The sequence below is a fragment of the Scandinavium sp. genome, assembly GCF_032012665.1.
Taxonomy (GTDB): Bacteria; Pseudomonadota; Gammaproteobacteria; order Enterobacterales; family Enterobacteriaceae; genus Scandinavium.
In genome coordinates this window covers 116,030-140,060 of the sequence record NZ_DALZVG010000006.1, presented here as the reverse complement: position 1 = coordinate 140,060, position 24,031 = coordinate 116,030, and the positions used below count along the sequence as shown (strand labels likewise).

The 24,031-nt window shown below is 55.5% G+C and carries 25 protein-coding genes; 7 read left to right on the top strand and 18 right to left on the bottom strand.

Features of this window, described 5'->3' with window-relative positions:
* Window positions 1–42: 42 nt before the first annotated feature.
* The 11 genes from RTU33_RS07780 to sad all read right to left on the bottom strand — a co-directional run bounded on the left by RTU33_RS07780 (window position 43) and on the right by sad (window position 12,166).
* Entirely contained in the window at window positions 43–483 is a 441-nt protein-coding gene (locus tag RTU33_RS07780) for a GNAT family N-acetyltransferase (protein WP_312626437.1), read from the bottom strand.
* A gap of 9 nt (window positions 484–492) precedes the next feature.
* Entirely contained in the window at window positions 493–1,407 is a 915-nt protein-coding gene (locus tag RTU33_RS07775) for a bestrophin family ion channel (protein ID WP_312626435.1), read from the bottom strand.
* Window positions 1,408–1,741: 334 nt separating this feature from the next.
* On the bottom strand, window positions 1,742–3,193 hold the full coding sequence (locus tag RTU33_RS07770; RefSeq protein WP_312626501.1) for a tagaturonate reductase: 1,452 nt from the start codon (window positions 3,191–3,193) through the stop codon (window positions 1,742–1,744).
* A 116-nt stretch (window positions 3,194–3,309) separates the two neighbouring features.
* On the bottom strand, window positions 3,310–3,837 hold the full coding sequence (locus RTU33_RS07765) for a GNAT family N-acetyltransferase (protein WP_312626433.1): 528 nt from the start codon (window positions 3,835–3,837) through the stop codon (window positions 3,310–3,312).
* Window positions 3,838–3,907: 70 nt separating this feature from the next.
* Window positions 3,908–4,888, bottom strand: a complete 981-nt coding sequence (locus tag RTU33_RS07760) for a sensor domain-containing diguanylate cyclase (protein WP_312626500.1) — start codon at window positions 4,886–4,888, stop codon at window positions 3,908–3,910.
* A gap of 67 nt (window positions 4,889–4,955) precedes the next feature.
* Entirely contained in the window at window positions 4,956–5,948 is a 993-nt protein-coding gene (locus RTU33_RS07755; RefSeq protein WP_312626499.1) for a diguanylate cyclase, read from the bottom strand.
* Between the two features lie 194 nt (window positions 5,949–6,142).
* Window positions 6,143–7,579: a GGDEF domain-containing protein gene (locus tag RTU33_RS07750; protein ID WP_312626432.1), complete on the bottom strand. Its 1,437-nt coding sequence runs from the start codon at window positions 7,577–7,579 to the stop codon at window positions 6,143–6,145.
* Window positions 7,580–7,694: 115 nt separating this feature from the next.
* Window positions 7,695–8,054 (bottom strand): DUF4186 domain-containing protein, encoded by a 360-nt coding sequence (locus RTU33_RS07745; protein ID WP_312626431.1) that lies wholly within the window; start codon window positions 8,052–8,054, stop codon window positions 7,695–7,697.
* The gene (gene glsB, locus RTU33_RS07740; protein ID WP_409438232.1) at window positions 8,054–8,974 is read right to left on the bottom strand and encodes a glutaminase B; all 921 of its coding nucleotides are present in this window, start codon (window positions 8,972–8,974) and stop codon (window positions 8,054–8,056) included. The genes RTU33_RS07745 and glsB overlap by 1 nt, the downstream gene beginning before the upstream one ends.
* A gap of 54 nt (window positions 8,975–9,028) precedes the next feature.
* Window positions 9,029–10,618 (bottom strand): methyl-accepting chemotaxis protein, encoded by a 1,590-nt coding sequence (locus RTU33_RS07735; protein WP_312626429.1) that lies wholly within the window; start codon window positions 10,616–10,618, stop codon window positions 9,029–9,031.
* 162 nt (window positions 10,619–10,780) lie between these two features.
* On the bottom strand, window positions 10,781–12,166 hold the full coding sequence (gene sad / locus RTU33_RS07730; protein WP_312626428.1) for a succinate-semialdehyde dehydrogenase: 1,386 nt from the start codon (window positions 12,164–12,166) through the stop codon (window positions 10,781–10,783).
* 103 nt (window positions 12,167–12,269) lie between these two features.
* Here sad and ptrR point away from each other — a divergent pair, with 103 nt between their 5' ends.
* Window positions 12,270–13,148: a putrescine utilization regulator PtrR gene (gene ptrR / locus RTU33_RS07725; protein WP_312626427.1), complete on the top strand. Its 879-nt coding sequence runs from the start codon at window positions 12,270–12,272 to the stop codon at window positions 13,146–13,148.
* Here the strand turns inward: ptrR and RTU33_RS07720 are convergent.
* The gene (locus RTU33_RS07720) at window positions 13,145–13,933 is read right to left on the bottom strand and encodes a PhzF family phenazine biosynthesis protein (protein WP_312626426.1); all 789 of its coding nucleotides are present in this window, start codon (window positions 13,931–13,933) and stop codon (window positions 13,145–13,147) included. The genes ptrR and RTU33_RS07720 overlap by 4 nt on opposite strands.
* Window positions 13,933–14,733 carry a PhzF family phenazine biosynthesis protein gene (locus RTU33_RS07715; protein ID WP_312626425.1) on the bottom strand — a complete coding sequence of 267 codons (801 nt, stop codon included), beginning with the start codon at window positions 14,731–14,733 and terminating at the stop codon, window positions 13,933–13,935. Before RTU33_RS07715 ends, RTU33_RS07720 begins: the two co-directional genes overlap by 1 nt.
* Window positions 14,734–14,925: 192 nt before the next feature.
* On the opposite strand from RTU33_RS07715, the gene RTU33_RS07710 reads away from it, so the two are divergent.
* Window positions 14,926–16,119 carry a sugar transporter gene (locus RTU33_RS07710; protein WP_312626424.1) on the top strand — a complete coding sequence of 398 codons (1,194 nt, stop codon included), beginning with the start codon at window positions 14,926–14,928 and terminating at the stop codon, window positions 16,117–16,119.
* Between the two features lie 38 nt (window positions 16,120–16,157).
* On the opposite strand, the gene bla is transcribed toward RTU33_RS07710, so the two are convergent.
* Together bla and RTU33_RS07700 are read right to left on the bottom strand one after the other, a co-directional pair.
* Window positions 16,158–17,012: a class A beta-lactamase gene (bla, locus tag RTU33_RS07705; protein WP_312626423.1), complete on the bottom strand. Its 855-nt coding sequence runs from the start codon at window positions 17,010–17,012 to the stop codon at window positions 16,158–16,160.
* A gap of 43 nt (window positions 17,013–17,055) precedes the next feature.
* On the bottom strand, window positions 17,056–17,724 hold the full coding sequence (locus tag RTU33_RS07700; RefSeq protein ID WP_312626422.1) for a MarC family NAAT transporter: 669 nt from the start codon (window positions 17,722–17,724) through the stop codon (window positions 17,056–17,058).
* Between the two features lie 258 nt (window positions 17,725–17,982).
* Here RTU33_RS07700 and marR point away from each other — a divergent pair, with 258 nt between their 5' ends.
* From marR to marB, 3 genes are read left to right on the top strand one after another with little or no spacing between them, the layout of a single operon-like run.
* Complete coding sequence (gene marR / locus RTU33_RS07695) at window positions 17,983–18,417, top strand: multiple antibiotic resistance transcriptional regulator MarR (RefSeq protein WP_312626421.1); 435 nt, start codon at window positions 17,983–17,985, stop codon at window positions 18,415–18,417.
* A gap of 23 nt (window positions 18,418–18,440) precedes the next feature.
* On the top strand, window positions 18,441–18,824 hold the full coding sequence (marA, locus tag RTU33_RS07690; protein ID WP_312626420.1) for an MDR efflux pump AcrAB transcriptional activator MarA: 384 nt from the start codon (window positions 18,441–18,443) through the stop codon (window positions 18,822–18,824).
* Between the two features lie 29 nt (window positions 18,825–18,853).
* Window positions 18,854–19,072, top strand: coding sequence for a multiple antibiotic resistance protein MarB (marB, locus tag RTU33_RS07685; protein ID WP_312626419.1), 219 nt, complete (start codon window positions 18,854–18,856; stop codon window positions 19,070–19,072).
* 40 nt (window positions 19,073–19,112) lie between these two features.
* Here the strand turns inward: marB and eamA are convergent, their stop codons facing one another.
* On the bottom strand, window positions 19,113–20,012 hold the full coding sequence (gene eamA / locus RTU33_RS07680; RefSeq protein WP_312626418.1) for an O-acetylserine/cysteine exporter: 900 nt from the start codon (window positions 20,010–20,012) through the stop codon (window positions 19,113–19,115).
* A gap of 194 nt (window positions 20,013–20,206) precedes the next feature.
* Here eamA and ydeE point away from each other — a divergent pair, with 194 nt between their 5' ends.
* Window positions 20,207–21,400 (top strand): efflux MFS transporter YdeE, encoded by a 1,194-nt coding sequence (gene ydeE, locus RTU33_RS07675; protein ID WP_312626417.1) that lies wholly within the window; start codon window positions 20,207–20,209, stop codon window positions 21,398–21,400.
* A 1-nt stretch (window position 21,401) separates the two neighbouring features.
* Here the strand turns inward: ydeE and RTU33_RS07670 are convergent, their stop codons facing one another.
* Complete coding sequence (locus RTU33_RS07670) at window positions 21,402–22,235, bottom strand: helix-turn-helix transcriptional regulator (protein ID WP_312626416.1); 834 nt, start codon at window positions 22,233–22,235, stop codon at window positions 21,402–21,404.
* 99 nt (window positions 22,236–22,334) lie between these two features.
* Between RTU33_RS07670 and RTU33_RS07665 the strand changes: the two genes are divergently transcribed.
* Window positions 22,335–23,231 carry an SDR family oxidoreductase gene (locus tag RTU33_RS07665; RefSeq protein ID WP_312626415.1) on the top strand — a complete coding sequence of 299 codons (897 nt, stop codon included), beginning with the start codon at window positions 22,335–22,337 and terminating at the stop codon, window positions 23,229–23,231.
* A gap of 95 nt (window positions 23,232–23,326) precedes the next feature.
* Here the strand turns inward: RTU33_RS07665 and urtE are convergent, their stop codons facing one another.
* A complete protein-coding gene (gene urtE, locus RTU33_RS07660) occupies window positions 23,327–24,025 on the bottom strand; it encodes an urea ABC transporter ATP-binding subunit UrtE (protein ID WP_312626413.1) in 699 nt (232 codons plus the stop codon).
* Window positions 24,026–24,031 lie beyond the last annotated feature (6 nt).

Genomic DNA, 24,031 nt, shown 5'->3' with positions numbered 1-24,031 from the left:
CATTACACAGTGAAAATCTTAATGATTTCTTAAAGGCTACGGCTATAGATTCATCCGATAAAGCACAAAATCCTCAACGTCGGTAAACTGGTCATACAGCTTTCTGGCAGGGTTACTTTCCCGCGTGTGCCAGTACAGCCGTGACCAACCCTCCGCTTTACCTTCATCAACCAAAGACTGAATCAGCTTTCGTGCAAGACCGCGGCCGCGCGTTTCAGGAGCAACAAACAGGTCCTCAAGATAGCAAATGGGGGCGATGACCCACGTTCCTTCATGCAGCACAATATGGGCAAAGCCCTGCACGTCCCCGTTCACTACCGCAACCCGGCCATAAATGGATGAACGTTCATCCAGTATGCGCTGCCAGGTTTTTTCGGTGATCGCTTCGCTGACGGTTGACGCATAAAACTGGTTATAGCCGTTCCACAGCGTGCGCCACTGAGCTTTATCTGCGGCCTGAATTTCGCGAATCACAACGTCCATCGGAAGTCCTTAAGTCAGCTGATAGCATTTGTCGGGAAGGATTTTCGCCGGAATATGGGTTTCGTTGTTCATCTGCAGCAGATCGATTTCTATGGTGTTGCTGATGGCATCCAGCGGCAGATCATTATTTTCCACGCCGAACGGTTCTTCAAGTTCTTCTGCCAGAACGTCCAGCGCGATAAAGGTGTAAGAAATTAGCATCGAAACAAACGGTGTCATGTAGTGGAGGTCACTCACCAGCGCAAACGGCAGCATGATGCAGAACAGATACACGGTACGGTGCAGAATTAACGAATAGGCGAACGGTACGGGCGTGTTCGCAATACGCTCACAGCCCGCCAGCACGACTGACATATCGTTCAGGCGGTTGTTGAGGCTATGGAAAAGAATATCCGACAGCGCGCCCTTCTGACGGTATTCCGCCAGCCAGTTTCCCATCAACAAAAGAATGTGGTTCGCGGGTGACTGTACCGCCACAACTTGCGCGAGCTGCTCGTCCGTCAGGTATTTCGCCAGCGTCTGTTCCTGCGGTAAACGCCGGAGCTGCATACGTAGCGAATGCACGAAAGCAACCTGCAGCCTGACAAACGGTCCGCAGTCTGTATTATCCGGCAGCGTATTTTTCACTTCACGCAACAATGAGCGCGAGGCGATCATCAGTTGCCCCCACAGCAAACGGGCCTCGACGTAGCGTGCGTAGCAGGCGTTATTGCGAAAGCCGAGAAAAATGGCAATTGCCACACCAAGAATACTGAACGGTGCGACGGTCAGCTTCACGCCAAGCGAGGTATACCACGGCAGCATGGCAATAACGGCCACGGAAAGCAGGAAATTCAGCAGCAGGCGTGAGAAAATTTTCGATAGCACCGAGCCATGCCAGACGAAGATGCGTGACAGCCAGTGTTCTTGAGGTCTGAGGATCATGAGTGAGGTTCTGCAAAAAGGAAGCGCGTTACTTTAACGTGATCCAAATCACTCTTTCAAGTTTATATCGACATTTCGCTACATTTTAATAACAAGATAAATTTTTACTTTCTACCGGAACAGGGGCTACTCGAAAAACCGCCAGGCCGTGGGCGTAATACTCGCTATCAGATTCGTTTTTCAGGCTGAGCCAAATAAAATGCAGATTCGGCTCATGACGCCCTTCCAGACGAATATTTGCAGAGGAGTTTGATGAGTAATAGTAAAGCAAACAAAATGTATGTTGTAACTAATTAGTTCTGTTTTAAACCCGGCACGATGGCCGGGTGTGTTATCAACAAAGCGGCTTAACGGCTTCCCGCATACCCTGCGTGAGGATTGCATCCAGATCGTGGGTGACCTGTTGCACCAGCCCTGGTACCTGCGTCAGATTCTCCTCCCAGTGCTCTTTCACCGCCAGTACCGACTCAACCAGCGATGCGGTGCTGATTTGCTTATCACGGTGTAGCATCCAGAGCTGTTGATAGCGCTCGATCCAGTAGGCGTCATCCTGAACGGGATAGCCCTCACCGTTACGTTCAGCCCGGTAAAACGCAATCAGCGCCGCAAGCGCAAAGGTCAGGCGTGGGGGGAGTTTTCCGTTTGTAGCCTGCCCTGCCAGCAGCTGCGGCAAAATACGGGTGCGGAATTTGGTCATGCCGTTAAGCGCAATCGACAGAAGCTGGTGCTTAATGTACGGGTTGCGGAAACGCCCCGTCACCGCACTGGCGAACGACGCCAGCTCATCTCGCGGTAAATCCAGCACCGGGATGATTTCCTGACAAATCGCTTTTTCAACAAACGCGCACACTTGCGCATCGTTCATCGCCTCACCGACGGTATCCAGCCCGGCCTGATAAGCGACCGGCACCAGCGCCGTGTGAGCGCCGTTCAGAATCGCCACTTTGCGCTCTTTGTACGGTTTGATGTCATCAACAATCAGCACGTTGAGCGGAAATTTATCAAGCCGCAGTTCGCTGGCCAGCGTTTTTGGTCCCTGAATAACGAATAAGTAGAAATGTTCAGCGGTATCAAGGAAGGCATCTTTATAACCCAGTTCTGCTTCAAGCTGGGCAGCCTCTTCTCGCGGATAACCCGTCACGATACGGTCGACCAGCGTGGAGCAAAACGCATTAGCGGTATTCAGCCATGCCACAAATTCTGCCGGAAGCGCCCATTCCTGTGCGTAGCGCAGTACCAGCTCACGCAGCGCCTCACCGTTGTAATCAATCAGTTCACACGGAATGATGATCCAGCCTTTATCTGCGGCACCGTTGAAGTAGCTGTAGCGCTCGAACAGCAGCCGGGTCAGTTTTGCCGGATAGCTCACGGCCGGCGCGTCATCGAACTTATCGCCCGCGTGATAGCTAATGCCCGCTTCCGTGGTGTTAGAGAACACGAAACGGATGTCCGGGTTGTGGGCCAGCCTGAGGAATTCGGCGTAATCGCGGTAAGCGCTGATTTCACGGTTAACGGAACGGATAAGTCTTGTCTCACTGACCGCTTCACCCTGCTCGTTCAGGCCGCGAATAAGGGTGGTGTAGAGGCCATCCTGGGTGCTGAGCGACGGCGGAAAGTCGCTGTCGATAGGACGAACCACCGTCACACCAGCGTTGAGATCGGTGTGTTCGTTCAGAAGGTCAATTTGCCAGTCGACAAACGCGCGTAAAAAGTTGCCTTCGCCAAACTGAATAATGCGTTCAGGGTACTGAGCGCCGGGAAAGTCGAGGCGGTTAACGGTTTTCATCATGGGTTTCCCTTATTGATTGGTCATATAGCCTTCGTTATTGGTCCAATAACTTAGCAGACTTTAAAACCAGGAAACCCTGTTTTGATCAAAGGGCGGCAGCTTTTCTGCGCGGTTTAAACAAATTTGTAAAACACCGAGGTCGCGGTGAGTTCCCCTTCCGGCATCAGCGCATAGCGTGGGATTTCCCCGGCCTTTTGCCAGCCGCACTGTTGATAGAAATGCTCCGCGCCGCTGCCGGTTGAAGTATCCAGCACAAGCACCGTTTTCCCCTGCCGCTTTGCTTCAGCTTCCAGCTCAGCCATCAGCTTACGGGCAATGCCCTGCCGACGACCGCGAGAGTGGACCAACAGCTTTGCCACTTCGGCCCGATGGGGTTGATTTTCAGGCAGATCGGTGATCAGCTGCACCGTCCCTACCAAAGTGCCATCAGCCTGTTCAGCGGCAAGAACCGTGCGTTCACCGGCGGCAACGCTTTGCGCAACCTTCTGCCAGAAGGCCACGGCTTTATCGGGATGGAACGGCAGCATAAAGCTGACGGAGGCCCCGCCGATAACGCTATCGACAAGCATCCCGGTCAGTTCAGGAAGGCGCTGTAAAATATCAGATTGTGAAAGGGAAATCAGACGAATGGACGAGGTCATGAGGGCTCCTTATGAAGACCCCTCACTATCTACTTAACAGTTTGATAACACAACGTTTCAGCCAGAGGGATTACTTATTCATCGGCAAGTCGGCTTCATGCTGCTGCTTCATGGCGTACATGCGTTTGTCCGCCGTGCGCAGCAGGCCTGATACGTCGCGAACATCATCATGGTTGACTTCACTCACTCCCCAGGAAAACGCCAGCGCCCAGGGTTTGCCGGACGTCTGGTTGAACGCATTGGCCTCTTCAGTCAGGTGCTGCATCGCGATCCATGCCCCGCTTTCGTCCGTATCGGAAAACAAAATCCCAAATTCGTCGCCACCATGGCGGACCAGCAAATCGGTATTACGAAACGCTTTAGTCAGCAGCCTCGCCATTTCCCTCAGCGCACAATCGCCTTCAGCATGACCATAGCGATCGTTAATCTGTTTGAATTTGTCGAGGTCGAGCCAGCCGAGCGTCAGCGGTTCAGCGCGACGTTCAGCGGAGGCAATGGCGAAGTTCGCCAGATGCTCGAAGCCACGACGGTTGAATAACCCGGTCAGGGAATCGGTGGTGGCTTCGCTTATCGCCTTAAATTCATCTTCCACAATCGCCGCCAGATCGTGCAGCAGCGCCTGTTCTTCGCTGCTAAACGAACGTGCGTCATGGCCGAGTAAGCAGAACGCCCCAACCATGGCTCCGTCAGGCAGTCTCAGCGGATGGCCAGCGTAAAAGCGGATATGCGGGTCGCCGGTCACCAGAGGGTTATCGCTGAAGCGCGAATCCTGCATTGCATCGGGCACAATAAGCGGGTTGTCGCTGAGAATAACGTGGCCGCAAAAAGAGAGCTGACGCGGCAATGTGGCATAGCACAGCCCGTCACAGGACTTAAACACCAGCGATTCGGCATCCACCAGGCTCACCATCGCCATCGGCACGTTGAAAAGGTGACGGGCAAGGCGCGTCAGGCGATCGAAACGAGCCGGTTCACCCGTATTGAGAATGCCAGACTCCCGCAGAGAGGTCAGGCGCTGGACTTCATTTGCCGGGATATCTGGACTCTTCATCATCTCTCCTCATGCAGAAGTATTAACAGCTTAGCCTGGATTGAATCGTTTTTACGGGAACGGAAAATCAGTGAGCGAAGATTTGATTCTTCCCACGCCTTTTTGCTTCATAAAGGGCGTCATCGGCGGCTTTCAGCCAGGCATCGACGTCCTCCATATCCGGCCGCGCGCAGGCCACACCGATGCTCAACGTCAGCGGTAGCTTGCTGTCCGGCAGCACGGTAATGACGGCGGTCGCTTCCATAATGCGGTGGGCAATCATGACGGCCTCTTCCTGCGAGGTATCAGGGAGCAAAACCACAAATTCATCGCCGCCAAGCCGGGCCGGCGTGTCGGTGCTGCGGGTGGCAACGTGTAAAATCTGCGATACCGTCTGGAGCATCGCGTCACCCACTTTATGACCATAACGATCGTTTACGTCCTTAAAGTTATCCAGATCGATAAACACCAGCGCCGAATCGCCGCAGGCATTTTGCAGGCGGCTCAGCTCCCAGGCGATACGTTTCTCCAGCAGGCGACGGTTGGCAATGTCCAGCAGTGGGTCCTTCATCGCAATCCGCTCCAGCTCCTGGCTTTTTTGTCTGAGCTTAGCCGCCAGAATGTCCGTTAATGTGCACAGCGCCAGCAGATAAATGGCGATCAGCGGCAGCGTGGCAAACATCGTTCGCGGCGATACGTCAGGGCGAATGTCCATTCCAGTGCAGAGCCAGGTAACGGCGAAAACGCTGAGCATTATCACTGCGGCTTTACGCATCAGCACCACGCCTCCCGCCGCCATGCGATCGGCGAGGAGGATCGTGGCAATCACTACGGAAGGCAGAGGGTTAAGCGCCATCATGGCTATCCAGAATCCGCCCGCGCCGGCCTCGATAAGCAGATTCTGATGTTCAGCCACCAGCGGCACGCGCGCATTGCGGGCGCGCAGATAAGCCAGCGTCGGCCAGACGAAAGCATTCACGGTCAGCAGCACACGCAGCCAGAGCGCACGATCGAGTTCATCGAGAGTGGAAAGAATGGGGAAAAAACAGAGAAATGTACCCAAAATGCGCATCAGATACATACGGCGAACGAACCGCATTCCGGGGACCTTATCATTCGTATTCTGTTGGTCAAAATCGTTCATTGAATGCAACTTTTCCGATGAGAGGTCAGCGTTATCGTATTTTCTTTGACCTGAGCCCACACGCTATCACTTGAGATAGTTGACTGTTTTGGCTCAATTATCAAGCCTGAAGGTGACAGTGTCACCCTGCATCAGGAGGCGACTGAATTCAGGACACCCTCTTCAGCGAGGTGTCGGGCACAGGTTTTGTTTCGCCCTGCTTTTTTAGCGCGATAAAGGTATTCATCGGCTTCCACCAGCAGTTCGTTAAAGACGTCAATCACCGCTCTGTCTCCCTGCGTTCCGTTGCCGGTACCAATGCTGACCGTCACGCGCAGCGGCTGCTGTCGCCACTGGAAGACATAAGACTCAATGCGCAGGCGAATTTTCTCTGCCAGATGAAAACCGTTCAGCGGATTGTCGGTTCTGGCCGCTATCACAAACTCTTCTCCCCCCATTCGAGCCACCAGCCCCTCATCTCCGACCGCATCATGTACCTGGCGGGCAAACGCGGCCAGCACGTAATCGCCGCATTCATGGCCATAGTTGTCGTTCACGCTTTTGAAGAAGTCGATATCCAGCAGCATCACCGTCAGGTGCTGTCCGGCGCTTCCCGACTGGTTTTTCAGCGCTTCATAAAGACCTGAACGTGAATAAACACGGGTCAGAAAATCGAAATCGGCACGTAGCGATACCTGACGAATCAGGTTATTGATGGCCGCCACGCTGGTCGCGACAATCACCGGGCTAATCGCAAGCGTGGCGATACCCAGACGCGTGGAAAACAGCTGTGGGGTTTGCAGGGGCCCGGAAACCGCAAGGTTGATAATCGAGTTCGCCACCAGGATGATTTCACTTGCGCCCGTCACCAGCGTCAGCGCACAGGTTACCGGCAGCGGGTAGCGAATGGCGCACCAGATAAGCGCCGGGAGTGGAAAAGCAAGGCTCCCCGCGCCGCCCACGGCGATGGCCGCTACAACGGAAAGCACCAGCGTTAGCGCCGGAAGAAGCAGATTCCAGCGAATGCGAGGAATTTCATGCGGCAGCGTCATGGTCATTACGCAAGGCAAAATCAGCACGCCTGTAGAAAATTGCTCGCTGAACCAGTCCGCAAACAGCGGCATAAAAGATTGCCGATCGATCCCCTCGGATCCTAATGCCCCCAACAGCGCACAAAAGACGGCTGAAATAAGGCAATAATAGAACAGCCGTAGCGCATTCATTGGCCCGGGCTCCGTTCCCGCCTGCCGCTTATCGCGCATCACCAGCTGCGCCACCATAACGATAAACACCATATTCGAGGCGTTAATCACCAGCGACGCCAGCCCCCATTGCGTGGTCATCACGTCAAAGAGCAGCATCGCGCCATAGCAGATGGCGTAATAATGCCAGCGGTTCAGCCAAACGTAGCGGGCAAATATTGCCGCCATAACTGCGTTCAACGGCCAGAATAGCGACAGCTCCTGCACAAGCCGAAGCATGGCCCCAACGGCGTAAAACAGCGTGGTAATAACAAACAGGAAAAAGGCATTACGCAGGGCGTGTGCTTCGCTGAATACGGTAAACCGGGGGACGGAAATCGAACGCATTAATTATCTTTCCATATAATCGCGAGGGGCAATTATTCAGGGAATTACAGGTAAATGATCGGTAATAGTATCTACTATTGATCACAATGCGCGTATTAACAATTCTCCGTGTTAGTTATTTGTTATTCATTTGCAATACCAACCAGTGGTGGATGACCCCGACGATATAGTGCTGTTCCTGCGAAGTGAGTTCCCTGCCCGCGTCAATGTTATGCCATTTCGCGAGGCAGCCCCGACAGCAGGTGGCTGTGGCATGCTGAGCGATAAATACCGGATGACCGCGCATGGGCGTCTGTTTGCCGTCATTATGCGGATGGGCAGGTGCAAGACGCTTTGCGACAAAATCGGCGGCGTGCTGGTCGATAACTTCCGCGCCTTTATCCCAACAGTATTGCCGCTCTTTCTCGCCTAAACGAAAGCGGGCACGAAACGGCGAACGGGAAAGTCGACCGAATAAGCTTTCCAGAGAAACCATCAGTAAATCGACCGCCCCAGACGCTGGGAAAGCTTCTCGAGCACCGCGATCCCCGCCAGGGAGTTCCCTGCCGCATCGAGCTGAGGGCTCCAGACCGCAATCGCCATTTCATGCGGCACAATCGCCACAATTCCGCCGCCCACGCCGGATTTCGCCGGCAGCCCCACGCGCCAGGCAAACTCTCCGGCGTTCTGATACATGCCGCTGGTCGCCATCAGGGCGTTGACCTGGCGGGTCTGTAATGGCGTGATAACAGGACGATCGCGCTCCGGGAAGTGGCCCTGGTTGGCGAGGAACAGGAAAGTGCGCGCAAGTTCAGCGCAGCTCATCTTCAGCGAGCAGTAATGGAAGTAGTTTTGTAAAACGGTCGTGACGTCATTATGAAAGTTGCCGAACGACTTCATGAGCCAGGCAATGGCGGCGTTACGAGCAGAATGATCGAACTCAGAGCGTGCCACTACGGCGTCATAGGCGATGTCGTCCACGCCAGAAAGCTCACGGACAATCTCCAGCATTCGCTGACGCGGCGCGCTGAGGCGGCTTTGCAGCATGTCGCAAACGACCAGCGCCCCGGCATTGATGAACGGATTGCGCGGGATCCCCTGCTCAATCTCAAGCTGCAACAGCGAGTTAAACGGCTGCCCGGAGGGATCTTTACCAACGCGCTGCCAAATCTCCTCTTCCTCGTAGTGATTCATCGCCACCACCAGGCTCAGGACTTTTGAGATCGACTGCACGGAAAAACGCTCCTGCGCATCTCCGGCACAGAAATACTGGCCGTCAACGGTGCTGATGGCGATCCCGAGCTTATTGCCATCCACGCAGGCGAGAGCCGGAATGTAATCCGCCACTTTGCCTTGTCCTATCAGCGGTTTTACCTCTGCCAGAATCGATGCCAGCATGTCGTTATTGATGACCATTGCCACTGTAGCTCCTTGCCCGCAGGCCTTTTTCGGCCTGCGAGTATAGCAGCGTCAGGCCGGCAGACGAAAGCGCATTACCGCCTGCATCAGCTGCTGTGCGCTGGTTTCAAGATGGCGGGATGAGGCGGCACTGGCCATCACCAGGTCTCCCGTTTTTCCGGCAACCTGATTAAGGGAATGCAGCTGGCGCGTCACCTGATGAATATTTTCACCCTGATTCAGCGTGGCCTGTGAAATCTCCGTCAGTAGCGTACTCAGATTGCTCACCAGCAGAGTCACCTGCTGCAGGTTATCTTCCAGTCGCCCGACCGCCTGTGAGCCCTCTTCAATTCCCTGTAATGAGTGATTGATGAGTCCCTGAATGGTCTGCGTCGATTCGCTGCTCTGTCGGGCCAGCAGCCCAACTTCTCTGGCCACCACCGCGAAACCGCGCCCCTGGTTGCCCGCATGAGCCGCTTCAATCGCCGCATTGAGCGCCAGAATATTGGTCTGAAACGCCACGCTGTCGATCATCGCAACGATCCCTCGCATTTCGGCGGAACGCGCCACGATTGCCTGCATGGAAGCGTTCACCGTGACCATCATGCGATCGCCGCCCGCCACCATCTGACTCGCCTCCTCCGCCCGCTCACGGGCGAGCCCCGCATAGCCGGCGTTCCCTTCCACATGCGATTCCAGTGAGGCAATATGACGCGTCACGTCGTCAAGCTCCTGCGTCTGCTTTTCTGCCTGCAGGGAGAGCGCCTCATTGCTCTGCGCCAGACGCGAAACATTACCGGTAATCGATCCGGTGGCATCGCTGACCTGGGCCACGAGCCGTTGCAGACCGCTTTGCATATCGGCAAGCGTAGTGCTGATTTGCGCCACCTCACGGTTTACCTGCGAAACTTGCGGCAACGGCTGAGAGAGATCGCCATCAGCCAGGCTTTTAATATGCGTGATTAAACGTCGCAGCGGCACGATCACCCAGCGCGACATCCCACGCCACATCAGCAGAGCCACCACAAGTAAAGCCGCCGGGGCCAGCATAAACAGCTGCTGGAGATGCGTAAGACTTGCCATCAGGGATTCACGCCCCTCTGAAGCTTGCCGTTCACTGGCGGCCTGAAAGCGGGCGTAGTTGTCGTTGAAGTCGCTCTGGAAAGCCTGCACCGGCACGGCAAAAAAGGCATCGATGGATTGCGTCTTTTGCAGGCCGTTAAGCTGCTCTTCAATAGCGCCATAAAACTGCTTATAGCTGTCGATCAAAGCTTCATCCCGCGGCGGGCTCATTGCCAGCCACGCCTGCCAGGCTTTTTGCGAGACCTTAAGACTCGCGCGTGCATCCTGCAGCAAGCCATCAGAGCTGCCCACCGAGCCTGTTTCTTTATCCTGCATGAAATAGACGCCCGCGCGATTGAGCAGATCGCTTGCCGCGAGCAAAGACACGCGAGCCCGATCGACGTGGACCTGCTGCAAATGTGCTCTTTGATTATGCTGCTCGCTCAGGCGTGCATTATGCAGCGACCAGGAGAGCAAAAACGAAGAGGCTATTTGCAGCGCGCAGAACAGCCCAATGATGGTAAACACGCCGGCAAGTAAACCAAAATGCTGCGGGAAAAAGCGACGGAGAAAACGACGAGGAATTTGTATTAAGTTCATAATTTTCATCTATAACAACATGTTAGACACGAGTGTACGAAATGAAAATGACAGAACCATGACAGGAAAGGTGTGGGATGTGGCTGGCGGCGCCGCTGCTTGCCGGGCCTGCAATATTGTAGGCCCGGCAAGCCTGCGCCGCCGGGCAAAGGATTCAGAGAATCAGTGACGATCCTTCCACACGGTTTGCACATTACAGAACTCGTGCAGACCAAAATGCGACAGTTCGCGGCCGAAACCGCTTTTCTTCACGCCGCCAAACGCCACGCGGGCATCCGAGGCGCTGTAGCCGTTGATGAACACGCCGCCGCACTCCAGCTCGTCAGCAAAGCGCTGCGCCAGCTTTTCATCCGCCGTGTAGACGGTTGCCGACAGGCCGAAGTCGCTGTCGTTCGCCAGCGCCAGAGCATGCTCGGCATCGCGGGCGACGGTAATTGCCGCAACCGGGCCAAACATCTCCTGACGGAAGGCCGTCATGGATGGCGTGACGTTGCCTAACACCGTCGCCGCGTAGTAGTTGCCCTTCCCGGCTATCTTCTCGCCGCCGAGCAGCAGGGTCGCGCCCTCTTCCAGTGTGGCCGTCACCTGGTTGTGCAGTTCATCACGCAGATCGTACCGGGCCATAGGACCGAGATAGTTTTGCTCGTCTTCCGGATTGCCCATTTTGAGCTTCGCAGCCGCAGCCACAAACTTCTCAGTGAAGGCATCAGCAATACCGGCTTCGACGATAAAACGTTTCGCGGCGGCGCAGACCTGCCCGGTATTCTGATAACGGCCAACTACCGCCGCTTTAACTGCCTCATCAATATCGGCATCGTTAAGGACGATAAACGGATCGGATCCGCCCAGTTCAAGCACGCATTTTTTGAGCGCCGCACCGGCCTGCGCGCCAATCACCTTCCCGGCACGCATGCTGCCGGTCAGCGTGACGGCGGCAACACGCGGGTCGTTAATCATCTGCGATACACCGTCATTGGTGGCATTCACCCAGCCGAACACGCCAGCAGGAATGCCCGCTTCCGTGAAGATCTCACCAATCAGCTTTGCACTGCCCATCACGTTTGGGGCGTGCTTCAGCAGGTAGCTGTTACCGGCCAGCAGAATCGGCACAGCGCCGCGCATTACCTGCCAAAGCGGGAAGTTCCACGGCATCACCGCCATAATCGGGCCCAGCGGGCGATATTCGATCACTGCTTTGTTCTGCTCGACCTGAGTCGCTTCGGTGGCAAGCATCGCCGGACCGTGCTCCGCATACCAGTCGCAGAGGTTGGCTGACTTGGCCACTTCACCCCGAGCCTGTGCAATCGGCTTGCCGATTTCACGGCTGATGAGCAGCGCCATCTCTTCAGCGTGCTGGCGGAGCACAGCGCCAACCTTGCGCAATGCATCTGCACGTTCCGCCACGGGAATACGTTTCCACTGGCGGAACCCAGAATCGGCCAGCGCTACGGCCTGGTTGACTTCGTCGCTTGTCGCCCACGGCAGACTGAAAAAAGTCTCGCCCGTTGCCGGGTTGAGGGAAATAGCGTGAGTTGCAGGTGATGTCATTTTGTTCTCTCTGTTCAGTGAGGCTGTTGCCTGATACTGCCCCACTCTGCTATTTATGAATAATGAATAATATTAACCACCCTATTCACAATATGAGAACACAATGGATTTGACCCAGCTTGAGATGTTCAACGCCGTCGCGCAGACCGGCAGCATTACCCAGGCCGCGCAGAAAGTGCATCGCGTGCCCTCAAACCTGACAACCCGTATTCGTCAGCTGGAGGCCGATCTGGGTGTTGAGCTGTTCATTCGTGAGAATCAGCGCCTGCGTCTTTCCCCCGCCGGGCACAGCTTTCTGCGCTACAGCCAGCAGATTTTAGCCCTGGTGGATGAAGCGAGGATGGTGGTTGCCGGAGATGAGCCGCAGGGACTGTTCTCGCTCGGCTCGCTGGAAAGTACCGCCGCAGTGCGTATTCCGCCGACGCTCGCGTTATATAACCAGCGCTATCCGAAGATTCAGTTCGATCTGGCAACCGGCCCGTCGGGTACGATGATTGACGGCGTGACGGAAGGCAGGCTCAGCGCCGCTTTTGTCGACGGCCCGGTGGTACATCCAAATCTTGAAGGCGTGCCGGTCTATCAGGAAGAGATGATGATCGTCGCCCCAAAAGGTCACCCGCAGGTTACGCGAGCCAGCGACGTCAACGGCACCAGCATTTACGCCTTTCGCGCCAACTGCTCCTACCGCCGTCATTTTGAAAGCTGGTTCCACGCAGACCGCGCGACGCCAGGACGCATTCATGAGATGGAGTCCTATCACGGCATGCTGGCGTGCGTGATTGCTGGCGCGGGGCTGGCGATGATCCCCCGCAGCATGCTGGAAAGCATGCCGGGACATCATCAGGTGGATGCCTGGCCGCTGGCCGAAAAATGGCGCTGGCTGACCACCTGGCTCGTCTGGCGACGCGGTGGCATGACCCGCCAGCTTGAGGCGTTTATTACCCTGCTGGATGAAGCGCAGCCTTCCGATACACAAGCTTAACGCAGCAGGATCTTGCCCTGCATCCAGGTGACCGCCGTGCCGCTCATCTGCACGCGGTCACCCCGGAGTTCACAGCGCACATCGCCGCCGCGTGCCGAAACCTGACGCGCCAGCATGGTCGTTTTCCCGAGTTTTTCACTCCAGTAGGGAATCAGCATCGTGTGCGCCGAGCCCGTGACCGGATCTTCAGGCACCGCCACGCCCGGCGAGAAGAAGCGGCTGACAAAATCGTACTTATCATCGCCCTTCGCCGTCACGCAAACTTTGTGTTCATCCGGGAGCATGGCAGCGAAATCAGGCATAAGCACCTCGACCTGCTCACGATTATCCAGCTCAATGAGCCAGGCGCGCCCCTTGCGTGCGTGGCGATAGTGCGTAACCCCAAGCGCTTTCAGCATATCAGGCGGTGGCGTCAGTTCTGCCGTTTGTCCTGCCGGGAAATCGAGCGTCATCCATTCCCCATCGCGACTGACCGTCAAACGACCAGAGGCGGTATCAAAATGAATGCGCGCATCCGGGTAATCGAGATGGTTAAAGATGACATGCGCGGTGGCAAGCGTAGCGTGACCGCACAGATTGACCTCCACGAGCGTGGTGAACCAGCGCAGTTCGAAGCCGCCTTTCGCCGGAATAAAGAAAGCCGTTTCGGATTGATTGTGCTGCTGCGCCATTTGCAACAGCTGGTCGTCCGGCAGCCAGCGCTCAAGCGCGCAGACGGCGGCAGGGTTTCCGGTAAAATTATTCTCGCTGAAGGCGTCGACCAGCCAGACGGGGAGCGTTTGCATCACATCTCTCCTTCACGCAGAAAAACGCTGCCGATCAGATAAGTGGTCGCCTGCCCGCCAATCAGCACACGATCGCCCTTCCATTCGCAGCGCAGCTCACCGCCTCTGGCGGAAACCTGGCGGGCCATCATCTGCGTTTTGCTCAGTTTCTCCCCCCAGTAGGGAATCAGCATACTGTGCGCCGAGCCGGTAACAGGATCTTCCGCCACGCTTTCGCCCGGACAGAAGAATCGACTCACGAAGTCATGCTTATCGCCCGGTGCCGTCACGCAGACCATTTTGCCAAGCGGCAGCATGGCATGGATATCGGGCGTGAGCGCCTCCACCTGATGCTGATTATTCAGCACCACCAGGTAATCCCGAGCGACACGTACTTCTTCATAGTTTTCAATGCCAAGCGCCTTCAGCAGAAGCGCAGGCGGATCCGCGGGTTCCGTTTTCCACGCCGGGAAATTAAGCGTCAGCCAGTCGCCGCTGCGGGTGACGATCAGCTCGCCAACAAAACGGGTAGAGAAACGGATTTCCGTATGGGGATAATCCAGAAATTCAAAAATAACGTGGGCGCTGGCAAGCGTGGCGTGACCGCAGAGATTGATTTCCCCCTGAGTGGTGAACCAGCGTAGCTCGAAGCCGCCGTCGGTTCGCACAAAGAAGGCGGTTTCTGACTGGTTATGCTCCTGCGCCATCTTCAGCAAAGTCGCATCCGGCAGCCACTCCACAAGCGGGCAAACCGCCGCCGCATTGCCGCCAAACGTGCGGTCGCTGAAGGCATCTACCATGTAAAACGGAATTTCCTGCATAGTCTCTATCCTTTGTTTTTATAACGACTTAGCAACATTAATAGCGCCTTTGGCGGCAAAATACGAGCGGATGACGCATCTTCGGCCACAAGCTTCCGTTATGCGATCTCAGTCACAAAACGATTGTGTTTTGCACAACGATGGTTTTAAGATCGCCTTCTCTTCCTCCCGCAAACCATCAAGACAAGTGCTATGACAACAAACACAGTCTCCCGCAAGGTCGCGTGGCTGCGCGTGGTTACCCTTGCCATCGCCGCCTTTATTTTCAACACCACTGAGTTTGTCCCGGTAGGACTGCTGTCTGATATTGCCCGTAGTTTCTCAATGGAAACCGCACAGGTTGGCATCATGCTGACCATCTACGCCTGGGTCGTGGCGCTGATGTCCCTGCCGTTTATGCTGCTCACCAGCCAGATGGAGCGCCGTAAGCTGCTGATCGGGTTATTTGTGTTATTTATTGCAAGCCATGTACTCTCTTTCCTGGCGTGGAATTTTAACGTGCTCGTAATTAGTCGTATCGGCATCGCATTCGCCCACGCGGTATTCTGGTCGATTACCGCATCGCTGGCTATCCGGCTTGCTCCGGCCGGGAAACGCGCGCAGGCGCTTAGCCTGATCGCCACCGGCACGGCGCTGGCGATGGTGCTTGGCCTGCCGATTGGTCGCGTCGTTGGGCAGTATTTCGGCTGGCGTACGACCTTCTTTGTTATCGGCCTCGGCGCGCTCATCACTCTGATGGCGCTGATCAAACTGCTGCCGAAGATACCGAGCGAGCATTCCGGTTCGTTGAAAAGCCTGCCGCTGTTGTTCCGCCGCCCGGCGCTGATGAGCCTCTATTTACTGACCGTCGTCGTCATCACTGCCCATTACACGGCCTACAGCTATATCGAACCTTTTGTGATTAACGTCGCCGGGTTTAACGCCAACTTCGCCACCTTGCTGCTGCTTACCCTTGGCGGTGCGGGCATTATCGGTTCAATCGTGTTCGGTAAGCTGGGTAATCGTCATGCTTCATCACTCGTCAGCGGTGCCATCGCCCTGATGACGGTCTGCCTGGTGCTGCTGCTGGCTGCGGCGCAAAGCGAACTACACCTGACTCTCCTGAGCATTGTGTGGGGTATTGCCATTATGGTGATCGGTCTTGGAATGCAGGTGAAGGTGCTGGCGATTGCACCCGATGCCACGGACGTGGCGATGGCGTTGTTTTCGGGGATCTTTAACATCGGGATTGGCGCCGGTGCGCTGGTCGGGAATCAAATAAGTTTGCACTTATCCATGGCCGATATTGGCTATATCGGCGCGGTGCCCGCGCTGGCCGCACTTATCTGGTCGGTGATTATTTTCCGCCGCTGGCCGGTGGCGCTCGAGGAACAACCGCAGCAGTAAAAAAAGGTGGCGTTTGCCACCTTTTTCTTTCTACCAGCTTACCAGTGTTTAATCAGCGCATCGCCAATCTCTGCAATCTGAGCATTACGCTCGTTCATCGTGGCCTGGGTCTCGGTTAAGTAAATCACCACAATGCGTGAAGGTTTTCCGTCAGGCCCCATCGCCGCCACGATGCCACGAGCGCCGCGCTCACCCGCCCCGGATTTGTCGGCAATAAACCATCCCTGAGGAAGCACCGAGCGCAACAGTGGCCCCGCGACTTTGTCCGCTGTCATCCAGTTGATTAATTGCTTTTGCGAGGCGGCAGTCAGCACATTACCGGTTAAAAGTTGACGCAGCGTCTGCGCCATATGCTCCGGGGTCGTTGTATCACGGCTATCGCCAGGTAGCGCCTCGTTCAGTTCAGGCTCCCAACGGTCGAGGCGCGTTACATTGTCACCCGCTTTACGCAAGAAATCGGTGAGCTTTTGCGGGCCACCAATGGCCTTAAGCAGCAAATTCGCCGCTGTGTTATCGCTCATGGTGATGGCGGCTTCACATAATTCGCCGAGGGTCATCCCGTCAGTCAGATGTTTTTCAGTCACGGGTGAGTAGACGATAAGATCGCTTTTTTGATAGCTGACACGTCGATCGAGTTGTTCTTTACCTTCGTCAACCCGGGCCAGAACCGCGCCGCAGAGCAGCACTTTGAACGTACTCATCATCGGAAAACGTTCAGTAGCACGGTAGCCACTCAATACTTTACCGCTGGAGAGCTCCAGCTCTGCATAACCCACGCGCGCTTTAAGTTGCGTCTCCGCTTCTTTGGCTTTATCCAGAGGCAGCGTCTGGGCAAACGCTGGCACGCAAAAAGCGGCCAGCAGAGGAATAAGAGAAAGACGAACAAGTGGCATAAAATACTCTTCCTTGGGTGTGAATGATGCTTTTAAAATAAGATCATGCCGGATACGTCGAAATAATTTCCAGCACGCCGTTAATAATGAACTGCACGCCCATGCAGACCAGCAGGAAGCCCATCAGGCGGGAGATGGCTTCGATGCCGCCCTTTCCGACCAGGCGCATAATTGCCCCGGAGCTGCGCAGACAGCCCCACAGAATCACTGACACCGACAGGAAAATCAGCGGCGGGGCTATCCATACCACCCAGTCCGGGAAATCGACGCCGTGCTTCACGGTAGACGCCGAACTGATGATCATCGCAATCGTCCCCGGCCCGGCCGTACTTGGCATCGCCAGCGGCACAAAGGCGATATTCGCCGTTGGCTCATCCTCCAGTTCTTCCGACTTGTGCCGCGCTTCAGGCGAATCGTGGGCTTTTTGCTGCGGGAACAGCATCCGGAAACCAATAAACGCCACGATAAGGCCACCGGCAATACGCAGACCGGGAATAGAGATCCCGAAGGTGTTCATCACCACCTGGCCGGCGTAGTACGCCACCATCATGATCGCGAACACGTACACCGAGGCCATCAGCGACTGACGATTGCGTTCGGCGCTGTTCATATTCCCGGCAAGGCCAAGGAACAACGCCACGGTGGTCAGCGGGTTTGCCAGCGGCAAAATTACCACCAGCCCAAGGCCAATGGCTTTAAACAAATCCAGCATAAAAAACACTCCTGTGATAGCAGTCACCTGCCGGCTGAGTATAAGAGCATTCCCGCAGCCCATGCCATGGTTAAATGTTGTCTTTTTTTTGCCATGCAAACACATAACGGACAGTTATCAAATAAGCAGAATAAAGACGTAAAAGTGTGATCCATCTGACTTTAGCAAAAAGTGTGATTAGCTTATTCATTCGATTGACTTATGGTTGCCTGGGCAATAATATCGCCAGCAACTAAACTACTTGCCAGGGCAACCTTTGTGAAAAGCACCAGTGACCTGTTTAACGAAATCATTCCACTTGGTCGCTTGATCCATATGGTCAACCAGAAAAAAGATCGTTTACTGAACGACTATCTGTCGCCAATGGATATCACCGCTTCGCAGTTTAAAACGCTTTGTTCTGTTCGCTGCGCAGTGTGCATCACTCCGGTTGAGCTGAAAAAAGCGCTGTCGGTCGATCTCGGTGCCCTGACCCGAATGCTTGACCGCCTGGCTTGCAAAGGCTGGATTGAACGTCTGCCTAACCCGAATGATAAGCGCGGCGTGCTGGTGCAACTGACACCGGACGGCGCAGCAATATGTGAGCAATGCCACCAGCTGGTGGGACAGAACCTGCATCAGGAATTAACAAAAAACTTAACGGCGGACGAGGTCGCAGCCCTTGAGCTTCTGCTCAAGAAAATCCTGCCGTAACAGAAGAAAAAAGAGGTAAGACGATGTCCAGACGTAATACTGACGCTATCACTATTCATAGCATTTTGGACTGGATCGAGAGCAATCTGGAGTCACCACTGTCGCTTGAAAAGGTGTCAGAACGCTCCGGTTACTCGAAGTGGCACCTGCAGCGGATGTTCAAGAAAGAAACAGGACACTCCCTGGGGCAGTATATTCGCAGCCGTAAGCTCACTGAAATCGCACAGAAGCTTAAGCAAAGCAACGAGCCGATCCTGTATCTGGCCGAACGCTATGGTTTCGAATCCCAGCAGACGCTGACGCGCACCTTTAAGAACTATTTCGACGTACCGCCGCACAAATACCGCATCACCAATATGCCCGGCGAGTCGCGTTATCTGATGCCACTAAACCACTGTAATTGTTAATCGCCTGCACAAGACGTATCGAGGAAAAAATGAAACTGTTCGCCTCCGCCGCCCTCACCTTATTGGTGCTGGTCTCCGGCCAGAGTTTTGCGGAGCAATCCACGTTACCGGCGAGTCACGGTAGCCACGACACCATGATTATGCCGTCAACCCAGGACAAGTCACCGTTTGACTTCAACCACATGGGTTCCGGCAGCGACAAATCCGACGAACTGGGCGTACCTTACTATAACGGAAACTCCCAGTAACTTTTTTGCCCCGCTTTTGCGGGGCTTTTTTCTTTTAGCCTTACCCCTGCACTGCTTTTACCCGCCGGATCCTCAGGCCAAACACGTTGATATACAGCCCCGCCATAATCAGCAGCGCCCCCAGCAGCTGAAGCGTTGACAGCGTTTCACCCAGCAGCAGTGCCGCGCTGGCAATTCCGACAACCGGTACCAGCAAAGAGAGCGGTGCCACGCGCCAGGTTTCATAACGTCCCAGCAGCGAACCCCAGATGCCATAGCCGATAATGGTCGCCACAAACGCAAGATAGACCAGCGACAAAATCGTTGTGAGATCGATGTTCACCAGGCTTTGCACCATCGCCGTCGGCCCCTCCAGCAGATAAGAGGCCAGCATAAACGGCAGAATCGGGATCAGCGCACTCCACACCACCAGCGACATCACCGCCGGACGCGCCTCATGCTGCATAATTTTCTTGTTAAAAATATTCCCGCATGCCCAGCTGAAGGCTGCCGCCAGCGTCAGGAAAAAGCCGAGTATTGCGACGTGCTGCCCGTTGAGGCTGGCCTCAATCAGCACCAGCACACCAAAGACGGCAAGCGTAATGCCCGCCAGCTGCTTGCCCTGAAGCCGTTCACCGAAGACAAATGCGCCAAGAATAATGGTGAAAAACGCCTGCGCCTGAAGCACCAAAGAAGCCAGCCCGGCGGGCATTCCAGATTTAATGGCGCAGAACAGGAAGGCAAACTGACCGAAGCTGATGGTCAGGCCATAGCCGAGCAACAATGAGAGCGGAATTTTCGGGCGGGCGACGAAGAAAATGGCGGGCACGGCGACCAGCATAAAACGTAAACCGGCCAACATCAGCGGCGGCATGTTGTGCAGCCCTAGTTTGATGACCACAAAGTTCAGTCCCCAGACCACCACCACCAACAGCGCCAACAACCCGTCTTTCCGCGTCATACCCTGCCTCTGAATTATTAAATTTTTGTAAACAGATTCAAGGTAACGAAAAAAACGCGCGAGGAACAGATCATTAATTCTGGCAGGTATTCAAGGCACTGATGAATAAATTGGGGTCTGTACAAGCCCCTTAGCGCGTGATAATCCTGATACGACACAACATAACGATCACATAAGCAATTGTCGGATAAACAATGACACCCTCTGTTAAGCGTTCAACCTCAGCGTTGCTGGCGTCGTCGTTGCTGTTAACTATCGGCCGCGGTGCGACACTGCCCTTCATGACCATTTATCTGACGCGCCAGTACGGCATGAGCGTCGAAGCGATTGGCTACGCCTTAACGGTAGCCCTGACCGTCGGGGTGTTATTCAGCCTCGGCTTTGGCATTCTCGCCGATAAGTTCGACAAAAAACGCTACATGATCGTCGCCATTGAGGCTTTTATCGCCGGTTTTGCCGCCATACCGCTGGTCAACAACGTCATCCTTGTGGTGTTTTTCTTTTCGCTGATCAACTGCGCCTACTCCGTCTTCTCCACGGTGCTGAAAGCCTGGTTTGCCGATGTGCTGAGCGTCGGTGAAAAAGCGCGTATTTTCTCACTCAACTACAGCTTTCTGAATATCGGCTGGACCGTGGGGCCGCCGATTGGCACCTGGCTTGTGATGTACAGCCTGCAGTTGCCCTTCTGGCTTGCTGCCGTCTGTGCCGCCTTCCCGCTGGTATTTATTCAGTTTTACGTCCAGCGCAGCCAGGAGAGCAGTGAAGAGAAAGTTGCCACCGTCTGGCAGCCTTCGGTGCTGCTGAAGGATAAAGCGCTGTTCTGGTTTACGCTCTCCGGGCTGCTGGCCTCTTACGTCGGTGGCTCGTTTGCCACCTGTATTTCGCAGTATGTGCTGACGGTGGCCGATGACGCAGATTTCGCGCAAAAGGTAGTATCGGTTGTGCTGCCGGTGAACGCCGTGGTGGTGGTCAGCCTGCAATATGTTGTTGGCCGGAAGATCACGGCCAGCAACATTCGCCCATTGATGGTCGTGGGGACGCTCTGCTTCCTGCTGGGCCTTGGCGGATTTATTTTCTCGGGCGAAAATTTGGTGTACTGGGGCATTGCCGCCGCGGTGTTTACCATTGGTGAAATCATCTATGCGCCTGGCGAATACATGCTTATCGACAGCATTGCGCCGCCGGGCATGAAGGCGAGCTATTTCTCTGCTCAGGCGCTGGGCTGGCTCGGCGCGGCAGCCAACCCGATGATCACTGGCCTGATTCTGACTTCTCTGCCGGCCTGGACGCTGTTTGCCATCATGATGCTGGCTATCGTCCTGGCCTGGCTGATGATCCTGCGCGGGATGAGCGTCAAAGCGTGGGATCGCGAGCTGAAAACCGCCTGACTCAGCATCGGAGCGGGTTCGTGGCGATCCAGCGCTCTATTTTCTCTTTACTGTCCCCGGTTGCCGGATTGAAGACCATCATCGTCAGGTCCGGCCGCCCTTCAACCGAGAAGGTGGAGAACTCCAGCGCAATGGTCCCGATTTGCGGGTGGTTCAGCCGCTTTAACCCTTCCCCGTGCCCGGCGACATCGTTATTACGCCACAGGCGGGCAAAATCGGCGCTTTGAGCGGACAGCTCCGCCACCAGTCGATCGATTTCGTCTGAAGCGCCCAGGCGCGCGGCATCCGCCCGAAAAGCATTGACGATAAGCCGCGCCACGCCCTCCCAATCTTCCTGCATCTCCTTCGCTTCCGGGTCAGTGAACAGCAGGCGCAGAATATTGCGCCGCCCGGGCTCGAGCTGACCATAATCCTTCAGTACAATCGATGCCGGGTGGTTCCATGCCACCACGTCCCAGGTCGCGGTTTTGATAATCGCCGGAATCATCATGCTGTCCAGTACGCGCTGTAACCGCGGCGTGATGCTGTCGGAGGGGCTCACCCGGTTTTCCGGTGGATGCCCAAAAGCCAGGATAAACAGATGATCGCGTTCGGGCGACGTCAGCCGCAGCCCGGCGGCAATACGGTTAAGCACCTCCCGGGAAGGGGCACCTCCACGGCCTTGCTCAAGCCAGGTATACCAGGTCGGGCTGATATTGGCGAGCTGGGCCACCTCTTCGCGGCGCAGGCCCGGCGTGCGGCGACGTCCGGGTAAAAAGCCAAACGAAGCCGGGTCAATGCCCAGACGACGGGCCCGTAAAAACTCACCCAATGGATTCTCAGAAAGCAGCGTCATAGATTAGCCTGTTAATGTTTATACCCTGATAAAGTCACTACTTTAATAGTAAGAGATCCGGGCTTACGCTGTCCCGGTAAATCACTCAGGAGACAGGCTATGCGTATTTTTGTAACCGGTGCGACGGGCTTTATTGGCTCGCGTGTGGTATCGACTCTGCTGGCACGTGGCCATCAGGTGACAGGGCTTGTACGTTCGGAGGAAGCCGCCCGTCAGTTGACCGACAAGGGCGCAACCGCCCAGCACGGCACGCTGGAAGATCCACAGGCGTGGGTAGCAGGCATTGAACACTGTGATGCGGTGATCCACACCGCTTTCGATCATGACTTCAGTCGCTTTGTAGAAAATTGCGAGAAGGATCGCCGCGTTATTCGCGCTATCGGTTCTGTGTTGCAGGGCAGCCAGCGCCCACTGCTTATCACTTCCGGCACGGGAATGGGCGATAATGGCGACGGCCAGCCTGCTCTTGAAAAGTATTTTAACCCGGCCCATCCGAACCCTCGCGTAGCCTCAGAGCTGGAAGGCAATCAGTTGCTGGATTCCGGCATCGACGTGCGCGTGGTGCGTTTGCCCCAGGTACATAACACGGAGCGTCAGGGCTTAATCAGCTATTACATTCCGCTTGCGCGGGAAAAAGGCGTCGCAGCGTACATTGGCGAAGGTGAAAATGCCTGGTGTGCCGCACACGTGGATGACGTGGCTGAACTCTATGTGAAAGTGCTTGAGCAAGGCAAACATGGCGAACGCTATCATGCGGTGGCGGAGGAAAGCATTACCTCACGGTTGATTGCGGAAACCGTGGCAACAGGGCTGGGCATCCCTGCTGTTTCGCTGAAACCGGAACAGGCCGCGGAGCATTTCGGCTGGTTCGCCGCCTTCGCAACAATAGATTTGCGTGCCAGCGGTGAGTGGACGCGCCAGCAGCTCGGCTGGCAGCCGCAGGGCCCAGGGCTTATCGCTGATTTGAGCAAAATGGATTATTCAGCCCAATCTTAAACCCAGCGCCGGGTAGCGGCTTTCGCCTTACCCGGCCTACAGTTCCTGAATAACGCACAGGCCCGGCCAGCAAATCGCCACCGGGCAACAACAAATCAAATCGTTACCATTCCCCGCACGCCGTCATTTTCCATGTTTTCTCCGCGCCCCTGCTGAACGATCGTGCCGCGAGACATCACCAGATACTGATCGGCCAGACCGGCAGCAAAATCGTAGAACTGCTCCACCAGCAGAATAGCCATCTCACCACGTCGGGACAGCTCACGGATCACTTCCCCGATCTCTTTGATCACCGATGGCTGGATGCCTTCCGTCGGTTCATCCAGTATCAGCAGCTGAGGCCGACTGGCCAGCGCGCGACCGATAGCAAGCTGTTGCTGCTGCCCTCCGGACAGATCGCCCCCTCGGCGGTGTTTCATTTCCCGCAGCACCGGGAAAAGCTGATAGATGTCTTCCGGCACCCTGGCCGCTTCGCGGGCCGAAAAACGGGACATGCCCAGCAGCAGATTTTCTTCTACCGTCAGGCGCGGGAAAATCTCTCGCCCCTGCGGAACATAGGCCATTCCGGCCTGCACACGCTGGTGTGGCTTGCGCTGAGTGATGTTGCTACTTTGCCAGTTTACCGTGCCGCTACGCGCCGGAATTAGCCCCATCAGGCATTTCAGCAGCGTGGTTTTTCCGGCCCCGTTTCGCCCCAGCAGGCAGGTGATTTCCCCCGGCTTCGCCGTAAAGCTGACGCCGCGCAGAATATGGCTGCCGCTGTAGTACTGATGCAGTTCCTGAACCTCTAACATCCCGCC

Bases quoted from the DNA above. Each gene is read 5' to 3' on its own strand.
- marB (WP_312626419.1), top strand. From the start codon at position 18,854: ATGAAACTGTTCGCCTCCGCCGCCCTCACCTTATTGGTGCTGGTCTCC.
- glsB (WP_409438232.1), bottom strand. From the start codon at position 8,974: ATGGTCATCAATAACGACATGCTGGCATCGATTCTGGCAGAGGTAAAA.
- RTU33_RS07735 (WP_312626429.1), bottom strand. From the start codon at position 10,618: ATGAACTTAATACAAATTCCTCGTCGTTTTCTCCGTCGCTTTTTCCCG.
- RTU33_RS07665 (WP_312626415.1), top strand. From the start codon at position 22,335: ATGCGTATTTTTGTAACCGGTGCGACGGGCTTTATTGGCTCGCGTGTG.
- RTU33_RS07715 (WP_312626425.1), bottom strand. From the start codon at position 14,733: ATGCAGGAAATTCCGTTTTACATGGTAGATGCCTTCAGCGACCGCACG.
- RTU33_RS07720 (WP_312626426.1), bottom strand. From the start codon at position 13,933: ATGCAAACGCTCCCCGTCTGGCTGGTCGACGCCTTCAGCGAGAATAAT.
- RTU33_RS07770 (WP_312626501.1), bottom strand. From the start codon at position 3,193: ATGAAAACCGTTAACCGCCTCGACTTTCCCGGCGCTCAGTACCCTGAA.
- RTU33_RS07700 (WP_312626422.1), bottom strand. From the start codon at position 17,724: ATGCTGGATTTGTTTAAAGCCATTGGCCTTGGGCTGGTGGTAATTTTG.
- RTU33_RS07670 (WP_312626416.1), bottom strand. From the start codon at position 22,235: ATGACGCTGCTTTCTGAGAATCCATTGGGTGAGTTTTTACGGGCCCGT.
- sad (WP_312626428.1), bottom strand. From the start codon at position 12,166: ATGACATCACCTGCAACTCACGCTATTTCCCTCAACCCGGCAACGGGC.
- ydeE (WP_312626417.1), top strand. From the start codon at position 20,207: ATGACACCCTCTGTTAAGCGTTCAACCTCAGCGTTGCTGGCGTCGTCG.
- bla (WP_312626423.1), bottom strand. From the start codon at position 17,012: ATGCCACTTGTTCGTCTTTCTCTTATTCCTCTGCTGGCCGCTTTTTGC.
- RTU33_RS07745 (WP_312626431.1), bottom strand. From the start codon at position 8,054: ATGGTTTCTCTGGAAAGCTTATTCGGTCGACTTTCCCGTTCGCCGTTT.
- RTU33_RS07755 (WP_312626499.1), bottom strand. From the start codon at position 5,948: ATGTATCTGATGCGCATTTTGGGTACATTTCTCTGTTTTTTCCCCATT.
- urtE (WP_312626413.1), bottom strand. From the start codon at position 24,025: ATGTTAGAGGTTCAGGAACTGCATCAGTACTACAGCGGCAGCCATATT.
- RTU33_RS07765 (WP_312626433.1), bottom strand. From the start codon at position 3,837: ATGACCTCGTCCATTCGTCTGATTTCCCTTTCACAATCTGATATTTTA.
- RTU33_RS07780 (WP_312626437.1), bottom strand. From the start codon at position 483: ATGGACGTTGTGATTCGCGAAATTCAGGCCGCAGATAAAGCTCAGTGG.
- eamA (WP_312626418.1), bottom strand. From the start codon at position 20,012: ATGACGCGGAAAGACGGGTTGTTGGCGCTGTTGGTGGTGGTGGTCTGG.
- RTU33_RS07760 (WP_312626500.1), bottom strand. From the start codon at position 4,888: ATGAAGAGTCCAGATATCCCGGCAAATGAAGTCCAGCGCCTGACCTCT.
- ptrR (WP_312626427.1), top strand. From the start codon at position 12,270: ATGGATTTGACCCAGCTTGAGATGTTCAACGCCGTCGCGCAGACCGGC.
- RTU33_RS07750 (WP_312626432.1), bottom strand. From the start codon at position 7,579: ATGCGTTCGATTTCCGTCCCCCGGTTTACCGTATTCAGCGAAGCACAC.
- RTU33_RS07775 (WP_312626435.1), bottom strand. From the start codon at position 1,407: ATGATCCTCAGACCTCAAGAACACTGGCTGTCACGCATCTTCGTCTGG.
- RTU33_RS07710 (WP_312626424.1), top strand. From the start codon at position 14,926: ATGACAACAAACACAGTCTCCCGCAAGGTCGCGTGGCTGCGCGTGGTT.
- marA (WP_312626420.1), top strand. From the start codon at position 18,441: ATGTCCAGACGTAATACTGACGCTATCACTATTCATAGCATTTTGGAC.